The sequence below is a fragment of the Rhodococcus sp. RS1C4 genome (assembly GCF_002258225.1).
Classification (GTDB): Bacteria; Actinomycetota; Actinomycetes; order Mycobacteriales; family Mycobacteriaceae; genus Rhodococcoides; species Rhodococcoides fascians_E.
Genome location: NZ_NOXZ01000011.1, coordinates 55143 through 69419, shown reverse-complemented (window position 1 = coordinate 69419; position 14277 = coordinate 55143). Strand labels below are relative to the sequence as shown.

At 64.9% G+C, this 14277-nt stretch carries 14 protein-coding genes; 3 read left to right on the top strand and 11 right to left on the bottom strand.

From position 1 onward, the window contains the following. Positions 1–832: 832 nt before the first annotated feature. Positions 833–1858, bottom strand: a complete 1026-nt coding sequence (locus CH289_RS03895) for an aldo/keto reductase (RefSeq protein WP_020113242.1) — start codon at positions 1856–1858, stop codon at positions 833–835. Next, complete coding sequence (locus CH289_RS03890; protein WP_020113243.1) at positions 1855–2496, bottom strand: TetR/AcrR family transcriptional regulator; 642 nt, start codon at positions 2494–2496, stop codon at positions 1855–1857. The genes CH289_RS03895 and CH289_RS03890 overlap by 4 nt, the downstream gene beginning before the upstream one ends. A 186-nt stretch (positions 2497–2682) precedes the next feature. Between CH289_RS03890 and CH289_RS03885 the strand changes: the two genes are divergently transcribed. The 3 genes from CH289_RS03885 (at position 2683) to CH289_RS03875 (ending at position 5893) form a co-directional block, all read left to right on the top strand. Continuing rightward, positions 2683–4143, top strand: a complete 1461-nt coding sequence (locus tag CH289_RS03885; protein ID WP_094727296.1) for an MFS transporter — start codon at positions 2683–2685, stop codon at positions 4141–4143. A gap of 76 nt (positions 4144–4219) precedes the next feature. Next, positions 4220–4636 (top strand): DUF1761 domain-containing protein, encoded by a 417-nt coding sequence (locus CH289_RS03880; protein WP_020113245.1) that lies wholly within the window; start codon positions 4220–4222, stop codon positions 4634–4636. A 111-nt stretch (positions 4637–4747) separates the two neighbouring features. Then, positions 4748–5893 carry a metallophosphoesterase gene (locus CH289_RS03875; RefSeq protein WP_020113246.1) on the top strand — a complete coding sequence of 382 codons (1146 nt, stop codon included), beginning with the start codon at positions 4748–4750 and terminating at the stop codon, positions 5891–5893. A gap of 34 nt (positions 5894–5927) precedes the next feature. On the opposite strand, the gene CH289_RS03870 is transcribed toward CH289_RS03875, so the two are convergent. Genes CH289_RS03870 through CH289_RS03830 form a run of 9 tightly spaced genes read right to left on the bottom strand, consistent with a single transcriptional unit; the run spans position 5928 to position 14275 of the window. After that, on the bottom strand, positions 5928–7025 hold the full coding sequence (locus tag CH289_RS03870) for an alcohol dehydrogenase catalytic domain-containing protein (protein ID WP_020113247.1): 1098 nt from the start codon (positions 7023–7025) through the stop codon (positions 5928–5930). Between the two features lie 10 nt (positions 7026–7035). After that, positions 7036–7995 (bottom strand): ROK family protein, encoded by a 960-nt coding sequence (locus CH289_RS03865; protein ID WP_020113248.1) that lies wholly within the window; start codon positions 7993–7995, stop codon positions 7036–7038. Continuing rightward, on the bottom strand, positions 7992–8696 hold the full coding sequence (locus CH289_RS03860; protein WP_019667785.1) for an HAD-IA family hydrolase: 705 nt from the start codon (positions 8694–8696) through the stop codon (positions 7992–7994). Before CH289_RS03860 ends, CH289_RS03865 begins: the two co-directional genes overlap by 4 nt. After that, positions 8693–9574, bottom strand: coding sequence for a TIGR03619 family F420-dependent LLM class oxidoreductase (locus CH289_RS03855; RefSeq protein ID WP_020113249.1), 882 nt, complete (start codon positions 9572–9574; stop codon positions 8693–8695). Before CH289_RS03855 ends, CH289_RS03860 begins: the two co-directional genes overlap by 4 nt. Next, positions 9571–10362 (bottom strand): VOC family protein, encoded by a 792-nt coding sequence (locus CH289_RS03850; protein WP_020113250.1) that lies wholly within the window; start codon positions 10360–10362, stop codon positions 9571–9573. Before CH289_RS03850 ends, CH289_RS03855 begins: the two co-directional genes overlap by 4 nt. Next, positions 10359–11258 carry an NADP-dependent oxidoreductase gene (locus CH289_RS03845; RefSeq protein ID WP_020113251.1) on the bottom strand — a complete coding sequence of 300 codons (900 nt, stop codon included), beginning with the start codon at positions 11256–11258 and terminating at the stop codon, positions 10359–10361. Before CH289_RS03845 ends, CH289_RS03850 begins: the two co-directional genes overlap by 4 nt. Next, entirely contained in the window at positions 11255–12088 is an 834-nt protein-coding gene (locus tag CH289_RS03840) for an SDR family oxidoreductase (protein ID WP_020113252.1), read from the bottom strand. The genes CH289_RS03845 and CH289_RS03840 overlap by 4 nt, the downstream gene beginning before the upstream one ends. Then, positions 12081–13064, bottom strand: a complete 984-nt coding sequence (locus CH289_RS03835) for a zinc-dependent alcohol dehydrogenase (RefSeq protein WP_256976988.1) — start codon at positions 13062–13064, stop codon at positions 12081–12083. Before CH289_RS03835 ends, CH289_RS03840 begins: the two co-directional genes overlap by 8 nt. An 8-nt stretch (positions 13065–13072) precedes the next feature. Then, complete coding sequence (locus CH289_RS03830; protein WP_020113254.1) at positions 13073–14275, bottom strand: MFS transporter; 1203 nt, start codon at positions 14273–14275, stop codon at positions 13073–13075. Positions 14276–14277 lie beyond the last annotated feature (2 nt).

Below are 14277 nucleotides of genomic sequence, written 5' to 3'. Positions count from 1 at the left end.
CTCGCGGAATGTTGCGGCGATTACACTTGAATTACCTACACAGGGGTCTGCTCGACGTCAGTTAACCGTCGCAGGTGGTTTCGTAGCATAGACACAAAGTTTGCTAGTCAGTAACTGTATGAACTGGTCATGGGTGGATCGCCCCGGACGGGCATGGGCTGTCATGAACTACTCCGTGTATCGGAGTGAGCAGTCAGCGTCTTCGGAATAGCTGTTGGTGGGGGAGTCAAGTTCAGGTTTCTGTGGGTGTCTGGGTGTCACAAGGGTGTCACAACTGGGTGCGACCGGGTGTGGATTATCTTGGATGGTCGTGGACGATACTGCCTGCTCAAGGCAGTATTCGTGGTTCCACATGAACCCATGTCGACGTACCGCATCTAGCTGGGGGTCAAGTGGTCGCAGGTTCAAATCCTGTCAGCCCGACAATGCAGTTTCAAAGGCGGTCTCGGAGAAATCCGAGGCCGCCTTTTTCAGTTGCGCCTATGTGAAATCGAGAAGACGAGCGCAGGCCGTTGTGGGGGCTGAGTCCATTCGGTGCATCCGCTGCCGAGCATTGTGCAGCCGGTCGAGGCGTCGAGTGTTCGAGCCTCGACCGGAGGTCAGCACTGCGGGAATGTAGGTGAGGCCTGTGTCTCAACGGTTGCTGTTCGAGGTGTGTCCATCGGTCGTGGCTTCGAAGAACATCTGAACGAACGGTGGGCTGTCGGCGAGGGGATGGTGCTTTGTTGGGTTGTTCGCTTCCGCCGGGCAGTGAATCTCGTTGCCGGGAGCGGTCTCCGGAGGGCGACTCATGCGACGACTCTTTCTGTGGGCCCGCTGTCGGGTCGGAGGTTCAGCGCCGACGCAGAGAAGACTGCACGATGGCAGGGGGAAGGTAGCCCGCGTCGCGCTCGGTCATGTTGCGGCCGGGGAAGACGATGTCGTCGATGCGATCGAGTGTCTCGTGTTCGAGCACGAGATCACTGGCCGCGAGCTGACTTTCGAGTTGATCGACGTTCATGGGGCCGATGATGGCTGCGGTCACAGCCGGGTGGGACAGAACGAATCCAAGTGCGAGATGAATGAGCGAGATGCCGAGTTCCTCGGCGAGGAGTGCGAGGGCTTCGGCGGCGTCCAACTTGCCCGCGTTGTGCGGTGCGGTGATGTCGAACAGGCCGGGCATGAGCTTGTTTCGGTCGCTGACGAAGTCGGGGGAGTCCTTTCTGTATGCACCGGAAAGCCAGCCCCCGCCGAGCGGACTCCAGACCAGGACTCCGAGAGCAAGTTGTTGTGCGACGGGGAGAACGTCGGCTTCGATTCCTCGTGCGAACAGTGAGTAGGGAGGCTGCTCGGTGACGAAGCGGCCGAAATTTCGCCGTTCCGAGGTCCATTGTGCAGTGACGAGTTCGTGTGCGGGGTACGTCGTTGTGCCGAAGTACCGGATCTTTCCGGCTCGTTGCAGATCGGTCAGCGCGCCCAATGTCTCTTCGATGTCGGTGTCCGGATCGGGGCGGTGCACTTGGTACAGATCGAGATGGTCGGTCTGTAGTCTGCGGAGACTGTTCTCGACGGCTTGCACGATCCAACGGCGGGAGTTTCCTCGTGCGTTGACGTCGTCGCCCATGGGGTTGTGGAATTTGCTCGCCAGCACCACATTGTCTCTGCGTCCGCCGGCCAGAGCCTTTCCGACGATTGTCTCGGCTTCACCGTGTGAGTACAGATCTGCGGTGTCGATCATGTTGATTCCGGCGTCGAGCGCGCGGTGCACGACTCGGATCGATTCGTCGTGATCCTTGTTGCCCCACGTTCCGAACATCATGGTGCCCAGACAGAGGTTGCTCACTCGTACACCGGTTCGTCCGAGGGTTCGGTACTTCATTGTCCACCTTCTGTGGTGTCGGATGGGTTTGTCAGTGCTGGCAGCAGCAGAGTGTCGATCAGTGTGAGTACGTGCTCGGGATCGAGGGAGCGACCCTCCACGGTCACGCGGTAATAGCACATGGCGGGAATGACTCGGGCCATGAACTCGACGTCCGTGTCGGCGGCGATTTCAGCACGCGCGACGGCACGTTCGATCATGATGCGATTGGCTGCGATCCACGGATTGGTGCCGGATATCGACGCTGCCAATTCTGAATCGTCCTGGGCGGCAAGCATGCTTGCCACCGCACTCATGATCTTCAGCTGTTTGTTGCCGCTGTCGAACGCCTCCGGGCGCATCAAGGCCTTGAGATCGCCCCGAAGGGTTCCCGAGTCCGGCAGCTCGTCGACGTCGACTTCTTGTTTGGACACACGCGCGACGGCGTCGACGATCATGTGCGCCTTCGACGGCCACCGCCGGTACACCGTGGCCTTTCCGGCTTTCGCGCGGGCAGCGACCATATCCATCGTCATTCCGTCGTAGCCGTGCTCGGCGAGAACCTCGACTGTCGCGTCCAGGATGTCGCCGTCGCGGGAGTGATCGCGTTTGCGTCCGCGCGGCGTCGGCGCATCGGGCGTCGTTGTCCTATCTGGCACGGTTCCTCCTTGTTCCGGGTTGGATACTGGCCTGGTAATTACGGTACTGGACAGATCCGATACTAGCAAGTACCGTAATGAGAGTTCGTCTCGTTCGACAGCTCTCCAACAGTCGGCACCCCGACATCCGATCGCTCGCGTATCGCGCGCCGGGTCGCACAGTTCTCACTCGAGAAAGTCCACACAATGTCACGAGATTTTTCGACGCCGAGAGCAAAAAATCTTGCTCTCGCGTTACTTGCCCTGACTCAATTTCTGATCGTCATCGACGCGTCGATCGTGAACGTCGCGCTGCCGTCGATCGGTGAATCACTGGGGATCGGTCAAGACGGCCTGTCCTGGGTGATCAACGCCTACATCCTCGCGTTCGGCGGGTTCCTGCTGTTGGGCGGCAGGCTCGCCGACCTACTCGGACGGCGCAAGATGTTCGTCACCGGATTGCTCATCTTCACGGTCGCCTCGCTCATGGGCGGCTTGGCGCAGAACGACGCATGGCTCAACATTGCCCGAGCAGTGCAGGGACTCGGGGCGGCCATCGTTTCTCCTGCTGCCCTGTCGATCCTCACCACCACCTTCAAAGAAGGCTCCGAACGTAACCGCGCGCTCGGGGTGTGGGGTGCGATGTCCGGTGCGGGCGGGGCGGCCGGCGTGCTGCTCGGCGGTGTGCTCACCGAGTATCTCGGATGGGAATGGGTGCTCTTCGTCAATGTTCCCGTGGGATTGTTCATGGTGTGGCAAGCATTCCGCCTGTTCCCGGCGTCGAGCAGAGTCGACGGGGCCCGCAGCTTCGACCTACCCGGGTCGATCAGCGTGACGGCCGGCCTGGCGCTGTTGGTGTTCACACTCGTCGACGCCGAAAAAGCCGGATGGACATCGACTACGACACTGCTGCGAGCTGCGGCTGCAGTCGCACTTCTGGTGGTCTTCGTGGTGATCGAGCGGCGCAGTGCGGCACCGCTGGTGACACTGTCGATCTTCCGACTACGTACCCTTCGTGGCGCAAACGTCGTCATGCTCCTCGTGGGCGCATCCTTGATCTCAGGCTTCTTCCTCATCACCCTGTACCTACAGCAGGTCCTGGGGTTCACCCCGCTTCAGGCTGGTCTTGCGTACCTGCCTCTGGCTCTGTCGATCATCGCCTCGGCCGGCGGCGCGTCACCGCTGATCACCAAGTTCGGGTTCAAGACTGTCCTTCTCGTCGCCTTGGGCTTCGTGGCTGCAGGCCTGGCCTGGTTCGCGCAGGTCGGTGCCGATGGTCGATTCATCTCCGACGTCTTCGGTCCGTCCGTTCTGACCGGCCTCGGACTGGGTGGCTCCTTGGTGGCCGTGACCGTAGCCGCCCTCACCGGAACGACGGACGAACAGGCCGGCCTCGCTTCAGGTCTCGTCAACGCCGGCAACCAAATCGGTGGGGCAGTGGGGCTGGCGGTCATCTCGGCGGTGGCAACAGCGACGACTGCACGCGCGATGTCCGGCGGGGTCGATCGAACCGTGGCGTTGACTGACGGCTTCCACGACGCGTTTCTCGTCGGGGCGGGTGTCGCGGTGGCAGGCATGGTTTTCGCGGCGTTGTCGATCTCCTCTCGGGACAGTCGTGAGCATGCTGCTGCGGCGCAGCGGGGCGAGGTGGCCGTGACAGCGCTCTGAGCGGCACACCACACACCCGTTTCACCAACCGACTTCAACGGGCGTCGACGGACGCTCATTCTCGAAGGAATCCGAAATGTTCGATGTTCTGACCGATATCAAGTGGCTCGCAGTGCTTGCCGCGTTCGTGGCCTCCGCGGTGAGCGCAGGCGTGTATTTCCCCGTCCTCATCGCCAAGCCGTACATCGTTGCACTCGGCCGCGAGAACGCGCGGGAGCCCGAGTCCTCGCTCGTGCGTAATCTCGGCCCGGTGGTGTGCATCCTTGCCACCACCATCACGAGTGCGGTGTTGATCACCGCGCTGGACATCACCGCGGTCGGCGACGCCGTCGTGTTCGGTCTCCTCGTCGGGATCGGTTATCTCACGGCCATGACGTTTCAGATTGCGCTCAACCCCAACTTCCCCCGTCCGCTGTACTACGGGGTGCTCAATGCCCCGTTCTTCATCATCACCAGCGTGCTCACCAGCGTGATCATCGTCTGGATCGGCTGAGACGTCCGTCGCTCCGGAGTTGCCCAGCAGCTTCGTAGCGGCACCCGACGTGACGAACTCACGTCGTCTGCTGCAATGGTTCTTTCAACAGAAACCCGGTCATCGTTCACTATGCCTGCTCCTCTTCTCGCGCTCGTCGCAATCGTCGCAGTGCTGTCGATCTTCGTGCGCGTCATGTTCGTTTCTCCTCTGCGTCTGTCACGTCCGTTGGCACGCACCGTGGACTGTGTTCTCGCGGTCTTGTTGTGCCTCACGGTGGTCGGCTACGGAAGCGGAAGTATCTTCGATCCGTCCTGGGCGCGCGGCCCGGGGTTCGTCGGAGCTACGTGGGCTGCCGCACTGCTGTATCTGTGCCTCGGCGGTCTTGTGGTCGGTGCAGTGTTGCTTGCGATCCGGATCAAAGGTGTTGCGCAACAACGCGACAGTGCGCCCACCAGGATGCGAGTTGCGCGGGTCGGTGCCGCCGTGGTCGCGCTGACAACAGCCGGTACCGTCGGATACGGTCTCGTCGAAGCGGCCCAGCCTCAGGTCACGCACACCACCATCGCGTCGGATGGCCTCCCACAGCAATTCGACGGTCTACGGATCGCGTTCGTGTCCGACATCCACGCCGGGCCCACGCGAGGTGCAGGTTTCGTCGAGGCGATCGTCGGCGAGATCGATCAGCACGATCCCGACGTGGTGATTCTGGGCGGCGACCTCATCGACGGGACGGTCGAGTTGGTCGGCGATGTGTTGACGCCACTGTCGGAGCTGAACGCCCCCCTCGGAGTGTTCGCGGTCACCGGCAACCACGAGTACTACGCCGACGCCGACGAATGGACCAGGCTGTGGTCGAGCCTGGGTGTGGAAGTTCTGCGCAATGCCACTGCGACACTGGAGCGTGGCGGCGCGTTCATCGATCTTGCGGGAATCAACGATGTCTCCGCTCCGCCGCCACATGCTCCCGACCTCGGCCGCGCCCTCGGCGAGCGAACTTCCGATCGATTCACCCTGTTGGCGGCTCATCAACCAGTTCAGGCGTTGGACGCCGTCGGTGCCGGAATCGATCTCCAGCTCTCCGGACACACTCACGCAGGTCAGTTGTGGCCTCTGCGGTATCTCGTTCCCTTGCAACAACCCTCGATCGAAGGGCTCGTGACCGTTTCGGGCACCCCCGTCTTCACAACGCGCGGCGCCGGTACGTGGGGACCGCCCGTGCGCGTAGGTGCCGAGCCGGAAATATCGATGCTGGAACTACATTCGGTTGGTGCGTGACCTCGAGGCACTTATCGAAGTAGGCACGGGCCCCTCACGCCCCCAACCCCACCACCAACCGCATCACGAGTTCACCGTCCACCACCCGGGTCCGTTGTTCGCAGATGGTGTTCATCAACGCCGTGCCCTCCACGATGTCGCGCCGGTGGGTCAGTAGTCCGTCGATCGCGTCGTCCGCTGAGGTCAGTGCCGTAGCCGCCGCGGTGAGTTGGTCGTTCGTGACGCCTCGATTACCAGTGAATGCCACTCGCTGCGCACCGCGGCTGAACGTGGTGACCGCGGGAGGCGTCGGGCCACCGGTGTTGGCTTGCCTCACCCCGGCGATGTCCACACCTGGTAGCAGGCCCGACGTCGCCTTGGCCGGCACCCCGCCGATAGGGTGCACGGCCACTACCCGATCCCCGAGACGCCGTATCGCCTCGTCGATCGAGGCGACAGTTCCCGCGCGGTGGGTCGCGCCGAGCACCGCAACGGACCCGGTGATGTGACGTTCCCAGTCGTCGCCGGAGGAGAAGTTCTGCACCGAGGGCAGGTAGTTGGCGGTCCACTTCGCACCCAGCTCCGTACGGTGCACCATCGCCACCTCGACGGTCGGGAACATCGCCGAGGGTGCAAGTGTGGCCGCGAGGTTGCCGATCAGACCGTCCCCGAAGATGAGAAGCGTTTGCGGGGTCTCGCGCGCGAGACACGACAGTGCATAGCGAACCACGGCATACGGCTCCACAAGGGTCGCTCGGACACTCGACAAGTCGTCCGGCAGCAACGACACCAGACCGCTGCTGACTGCGGACGCTCCGATCACGACGCGTTCCTGAAACAGACCTTCCACATTGTGGCCGAGTAGGAAGGACGAATCGTGGGGATGGGTCGGGTTGACCACCACGCGGTCACCCACTGCGAATTCCGACACTCCTTCGCCCAGCTCGACGACTCGCGCAGCACCCTCGTGCCCGACGATCGGGGACGGATCGTTCCGGTCTCCCCGCACGATCTGAATGTCGGTTCCACACAGCGACACCGCTTCCGGCGCGAGCAGCAGCTCGCCGGGCCCAGGGGAGGGCGTCGGGCGAATCTCGACGGACGAGTGGCTACCGTGCCGGACGATGGCGCGGTGGGTGAGTTCGATTGTCATCGTTCCTCTTTCAAATCTTAGTCACACGAAGGTAACCGTCGGCGATTGCGTCCGCTCCGGAGAGTGTGTCGATGTCGCCGGGCGCGCACACGTGGATGATCTCGCGAACCCGATCCGACGTGAGCGAGTCGGCATACGAACGCGAGCCGGCAAGTTGCGCAATGAGTTCGCGCTCGTAGAACCCGACCAGTCCCTCCGCTACCCCGCCGCCGATCCCGATGCGGTCGAGTCGCGGATCGAGCGTGATCATGGTGCGGATCAACTCGGCAATGGGTTCGACTACCACGGTCAGCAATCGAGCGAGGTCATCGATACCCTCCGCCAGCGAAGAAGCGAAACTCCGCTCCTCGTAGTCGATTCCGAGGACTTGCGCGACCGCCGCCACTCCGGGACCGGACGACATCGACGAAATGTGCCCGACGCCACCGCACGCGCACGGCAACTGCAGCACGGCCGGAGGCGCGGAACTGACGGCGCGCACGTGCCCGACCTCGCCTTGCAATCCGCGGTGATCGACCGGAACAACCTTCTCGGCCAGGTAGGCCGTGCGCACCGCGATGCCGCTGCTGATCGTGATATACGCCAGGTGCCGATCGGTGGGGCGAGCGAACCCCTGAGCGTACGACGCCAATCCTGCCGTCACGTCGTTGACCAGGGTCCAGCGCACATCGGGGCGTCGAGACGACAGCATGTGCAGTAGCGGAATCTCGCCCGAGGGCGCGCCGCCCCACAGTGGCCCGGAACCGAGTGCCACGCCCTTCTGCTCGTCGAGCGCCGCGCCGCAGGACATGTTCACCCTTGCACCGTGCGGCACGTGGACGTCGAGCGTATCCACCAACTGTTGCAGCAACCTGTCCACGGACAGGCCAGGCTGTTGCAGCACACTGGGCGCCGGGAACCGTTCGATCGCGCTCCCTGCACGAATGCGCAGCCACGTACCACCCAGATCGACGGAGACAGTATCGGTCATCGCACGGGAACCGCGTCGATCACCGGATGCACGTCTTTCGCCGGGTGCAGGTCGATGACCAGCGACCGGTCGCGCATCTCGACCCGCAGGGAGTCGAAGTTGTCGACGCGTGCGATGTTCTGGCCGGGCTCGTCGCCGATGGTGATGCACCGCACGCCGGCATTCGCCGCGGCAGCCATTCCGGCCGACGAGTCCTCGAACACGATGCACGACTCGATGGACGCGCCCAGCTGCGCTGCCGCGGAGAGGAACCCTTCCGGGGCGGGCTTGCCGACGGTCACGTCCTCCGCGGCGACGGCGATCCGCGGCGTCGGTAGCCCGGCGGCGGTGAGGCGTCGGACCATCATCGATCGCGTCGCCGACGTGACCACCGCCCACCTCTCGGGCGGCACCGACGCAAGGAATCTCGCGGCGCCGGCAATCTGCTGAACCGGCACCACGCTCCGGCGCTCGTGCTCCCGTATCCACTGCAGCTCGGATCGTACGTCGGCTGCGGGTCCGAGGACGCGCAGAACGATATCGGCGGCGAGTCGGCCCGGAAGTGCCTCGGCAACAATCGATCTGTCGACGTCGTGTCGCTGGGCGAACTCGAACCACACCGCCTCGATGGATGCGTGCGAGTCGACGAGGGTGCCGTCCATGTCGAACAGGAACGCGCCCGCAGTGATGGACTGCCGAATCGGGCTGGGCTGCAGACTCATACCGTGACCCCCATCCCCAGGCTTTCTCCGGCGAAGCGGACGAGTTCGAGATCGTGCTCGGTGGATCGCCGCAACCGTTGATCGCCCGGATCGGTATCCAGAACCACGGTGCCGGCGCCGAGCCCCGCGAGGAAATGGATGTCCGAGTGGATCTGCTCGACGCTGCCGTACCCGAGGGGACGGTTCGGCGACTGGACCGGAGTCTCGGTGGGCAGGAAGTAGATACGTGGGACGAAGTCCTTGCCGTCGTCGAGGGCGTCGGCGCCGGCCGCGCACAGCTGCCTCGACGGGTGCAGCGGATGCCACCCAGTGCCCACGCGGTTCGTCCGCGCGATCGCAGCGGGGCCGTTGCCGCCGATCCACAGCGGCGGGTGCGGCGTCTGGGCGGGCAGCGGCCCACCGTGCACGCGGCGCGGGGTGCCACTGGCGCCGAGGGCCTCGTAGGTCTCCGACGACCATGCCGCCACCAGGCCGTCGAGGGTGACATCGGTCAGCCGCCCGCGTTGGTGATAGGGGACACCCAGCACGTCGAACGCCTCAGACGTCCACCCGACACCCACGCCGACGATCAACCGCCCACCGCTGAGTGTGTCGATGGTGGCCGTCGCGTGCGCGAGGTGCGCCGGATGGCGGTGGCTGCCGATGAGCACGCCGCTACCCAGACGGATGGTGTGGGTCTGACCCGCCAACCACGACAGCGTCGCCAGGCACTCGTAGAACGGCGCGGGCGAGCGGCGATGGGCGTCGTCGGTCAGCACCACGTGATCCGACAGCAGCACGTTGTCGAAGCCGGCGGCTTCCGCGGTGGTGGCCCACGCAAGGATCCCGTCGGCATCGATCTGCGGCCCGAAGTTCGGGAGGTTGAGTCCGTACCTCACAGCGCACCCGGAAACAGTCGAACGCCGTCGCGCCGACCCTCAGCAGGAAGCGTCAGGAAGTTGCTGCCGTTCGCGGTGAGTGGGCGTGCGGCGTATCGACGGCCGACGTGGTGTTCGAACAGCTCGATGTTCAGCTCTCCCACCGACACCATTGCCATCCGCGACGTACCTTCCACGTCGAGGTCGAACTGCGCGGTCATGAAGCCGCGGTCGGCCTCGATGTCGGTCCGCAGAACTTCCGTCGCTCCATGGTGATTCACGAGGCGGTCGATGGCCGCGTCCAGATCGGCGACGCTGTACCCCGAGTGGTCCAATCCGCGGCACGTGGGCAGAGTGGCCGACGGTAGGTCCTCGCGTCGGTGATGCAGGCGGGCGTCGGTGTCGCCGTAATAGCCCGGCACCTCGGGCCAGTTCTGCAGTTCGAACAATGTCCCCCACGGTGAACGGAAGTAGACCCATCTGTTGCCGGCGATCGGGCCTTCCGGCACGGTGATCACCTCGCCGAGAACGGACACATCGTCCAGCCCGGCAAGGTGATCGGCAGCGCGTTCGATGTCGCCGACGGTGAAGCAGAGGTGATTGGTGCCGATGTCGACCAGGCGCGGCGGGGCCTGATTCGGGCTGTGCGAGGACGTGAATTCGATCGATGTGGAGCCGACCGGAACCGTCGCGCCGTTGCCACTCTCGACGCCGAGCAGAGACGCGACGAAATCGGCTGCCTCGTGCGCGTCGGGAACAGTGATTCCGATCGTGCTGAGCGATGTTCGGGCATTCGTGGTGACGGTCATGGGATCAACAGCACCTTTCCTCGTGTTCCACCGGCAGCGAGCAGGGCGTGAGCCTGCGGGGCTTCGTCGAATCCGAATGTGCGAGCGATCGGCACGGTGATCTCCCCCGAGGAGACGAGTGAGGCGAACTCCGCTAGGCCAGGCCCGTCCTCGTTCACGTAGCTCTTACCCGGGGTGATGCCCCGCTGTGGTTCGGGTTGGTCGCCGTCTTCGATGGAGACGAACGATCCGCCGTCACGCACACCGTCGATGGCCTCGACCACTCCGGCGGTGTCGACCACCGCGTCGTACTTCCGTGGCTCGAGATCGACGGGCTTGGCCAACACCGTCCCCACGCCGAGCGTGAGAAGGTCGTCGGTGTCCGTCTCCCGCGCCAGCGCGTCGACCCGGTGGCCCCGCGACAACAGGATCGCCGACGCTATGCGCCCCACCGCGCCCGCAGCACCGGTCACCACCACGGTGGCGCCTGCCGGAAGCGTGATCTTGTCGAGCTGTTGCACGGCGGTGAGCGCCGCCAACGGGATCGCGGCCGCATGCTCGAGGCCGACGCCGGTGGGGGCGTGGGCGAACAGCGATTCGTCGGCGACGACGCGCTCGGCGTACGTACCGAAACGGTGCGCCGGCTGCGCGATCATCCCGATGACGGTGTCGCCGCGGGCGAATCGAGTGACGGACGAGCCGACTGCTTCGACCGTGCCCGACACGTCCCATCCCAGCACCGCGGGATACGTCAGTTCGATGGGCAGGAAGCCGGACCGGGTCTTGAGGTCTACCGGGTTGACGGCCGCGGCGGCCACCGACACGGTGATGTCGCCGGGCCCCGCGGTGGGCTCCTCGATCTCGCCGACGGTGAGGACGTCGGGGTCACCCTTGCCGTGAACGATGATGGCTCTCATGCAGCTCCCTTCGATGTGGCGGCCTTCGATGTATCGGCCGTGTGCAGTTCACCGGCATAGCGTGCGTTCTCCTCGGCGGCGGTGAGTACGAGTCCGCCGTCGACAGTGATGGTGGTTCCGGTGACATAGCTCGACGCGGAGCTCGCGAGAAACACCGCGGCAGTGGCTACTTCGTGCACACCCGCCGGACGACCGAGCGGGATCGCGGGCCGGTCGATGGCGGCGTAGGAGGACTCGTCGTCGACGCCGTTCATCGCGGTCGCCGTTTCGCCCGGTGCGACGCAATTGACGCGGATACCGTGCTGCGCGAATTCGAGGGCGAGCACCTTGCTCGACGCCGCCAGCGCCGCCTTGCTCGCGCAGTAGATCGATCCCCGGGTGATGGGCACCGAGTCGTGAACCGAGGTGATGTTGACGATGGATCCCGCGATACCGTCGGCGATCATGCGGCGACCCACCGCCGACGCCAACGCCAACGGCGTGACCGTGTTGATCGCCAGCACATCCTCGATGCGGCCGACGTCGAGCGCATCGGCCGGAGAACGGTCGTTGACACCGGCGTTGTTGACCAGGCATCGGATCTCGCCGAGGCGATCTGCTGCGTCGAGAACGGTCTCGACGGCGGTATGGGCGTCGCGCAGATACAGCCGAAGCGGGACGACATCGACGGGATGATCCGCACGAATATCGTTGACCAGGGCGTCGATTCGATCGATTCCGTTGCCGTAGCCGAGGATGAGGTTGTGCCCTTCCGTGGCGAGCGCAAGCGCGATGGCGCGGCCGATGCCGCTGCTCGCGCCGGTGACGACCGTGTAGCCGGGTCTAGTCAATGGAGATCACCACCTTCGGCCGGGTTCGGTGGCTTTCGAGTCGATCGAAGGCGGATTTCGCGTCCGAGAGGGGCACGACGCTGTCGATGAGCGACGCCAGGGCGGGCCGGATGAGGGGGAACAGGGCCGCTGCACGCCGATAGTGATCGACGCCATGGCGCACCCCGATGATCGAGATTCCGGCCAGCGCAACCGCTCCGGGGTCGATGGACTCCGACTGCGCGGCGACCCCGACGAGTATGCACTTTCCGCCCGGTCGGAGTACGCCGATTCCCGTTCCCAGCGCGCCGTCGGCACCCGAGGCTTCCACGACGATGTCGTAGGGTCCTGCCAGGGCCTCGGTACTGGTGAAGCTGTGTGCGGCGGCGCCGGGACCGAGGTGGTCGATGGGTCGTGGTTCGAGCACGTCGACGGTGACGGGGTACTGCGACAGCATGGCGATAGCGAGGCTGCCGATGGTCCCCGCTCCGATGACGAGGACGCGATCGCCCGGGGAGACCGACGCCGAGTCGACGGCTTCGAGCACGGTGACCAGGGGTTCGATGAGAACGTGTTCCGGTTCGGCCGGAGCGCGGCCCAGGGATACCAGGGCGCGACGCGGCATGACGAGGAATTCGGCTGCGGCGCCGCCGTGCTCGTAGAGGCCGACCTCACGGAGGTCGGAACATTGATTGCGTCGACCCGATCCGCAGGCCGTGCACGACTGGCAGAAGATCATCGTGCTGCCGGTGACGGCATCGCCGGCGGCGAGGTCATGGACGTGAGCGCCCGATTCCTGGACGATGCCCACCCACTCGTGTCCGAAGTGATGCGGATACGACGTCTTGCCGTCCATCAGATACGACGACGTGCCGTGCAGTAGTTCGAGATCCGTACCGCACAGGCCGACGTACTTCACCGCGACGACGACGTCGTCAGGACCGCAGACAGGCGCGTCGAGTTCGACGACCGACACCGAGTGAGGCGCGTCGATCACGGCCGCTCTCACACGGCCACCCGGGCGGTACGGCGACTGAGGAACAGCAATCCGACGGCGGCGACGGCGAGAACAGCCCCGATGGCGGGCAGAATCCCGACGCTGTAGCCGCCGGACAACGCAATGGACCCGATCCACGCGCCGGCGGCGTTCGCGAGCTGGAAACCGGCGATGTTGACCGTCGCGGCGAGGTGCGGCGCTTGACTGGCCGCGCCGATCAGTTTGGAGGCCAACGGCGGAATGATGGAGAAGCCTGCGGCGCCCAGGACGAACATCCATGCGAACGCGAACCACGGGGTGCCGCCGAACAGGAACAGCACCAGCAGTGCCGCGGCGAGTGCGGTGAGCGCGACGTAGAGCGTCTTGTCCAGGGCCTTGTCGGCGAAGTGGCCGCCGAGTTGGTTGCCGACCACCGAGCCGACCCCGAACACGAACAGCACGATGGTGACGGTGGACGCCGAGATCCCGGCGTGGTCGGTGAGGTACGGCGCGATGTAGGTGAACACGACGAACAGCGCGGCCTGGCTCAACGCGGTGAGGCCGATGGCCCAGAGCACCGGGCCGCGGGTGAACACGCCCAGTTCCGAGGTGACGCTGCCGGTCTGATGAGACGGCGCTGCGCGTCGGGTCGAGACGATGAGGGCTGCGGTGACGACGAGCTGGAAGATCGCGATGATGGCGAACGACCAGCGCCAGCCGAGTTGGGTGCCGATCAACGTGCCCAGCGGAACACCGAGAACCGTAGCGAGGTTGAGGCCGAGCGTGACGCGGGCGATGACGCGGCCCTGGAACTCGGGGGCCACCAGGGAGGTGGCCAGCACGAGGCACAGCGCGAAGAACGTCGCGTGCGGAAGCGCGGTGATGACCCGGAAGACGACCAGGGTGGCGAAGTTCGGCGCCAATGCGGTGCCGATGTTGCCGACGATGAACAGGGCCATCAGCGCTGCGATGAGCGGTGTTCGCGGGACCCGGGTGGTGACGATGGTGAGCAGCGGGCCGCCGATCACGACGGTGACGGCGTAGATCGTGACGAGCAGGCCGGCCGTCGAATTGCTCACGGCGACGTCGGACGAGATGTCCGGGAGGACACCCGCGACGAGATATTCGACGGTGCCGACGCCGAATACGGCGAGGAGCATCCAGAGGATGGCGACGTTCGCGTTGGTAGGACGCGTGGCTGCGGGCTCGCTCAGACGTGTCTCGGTGACCATGG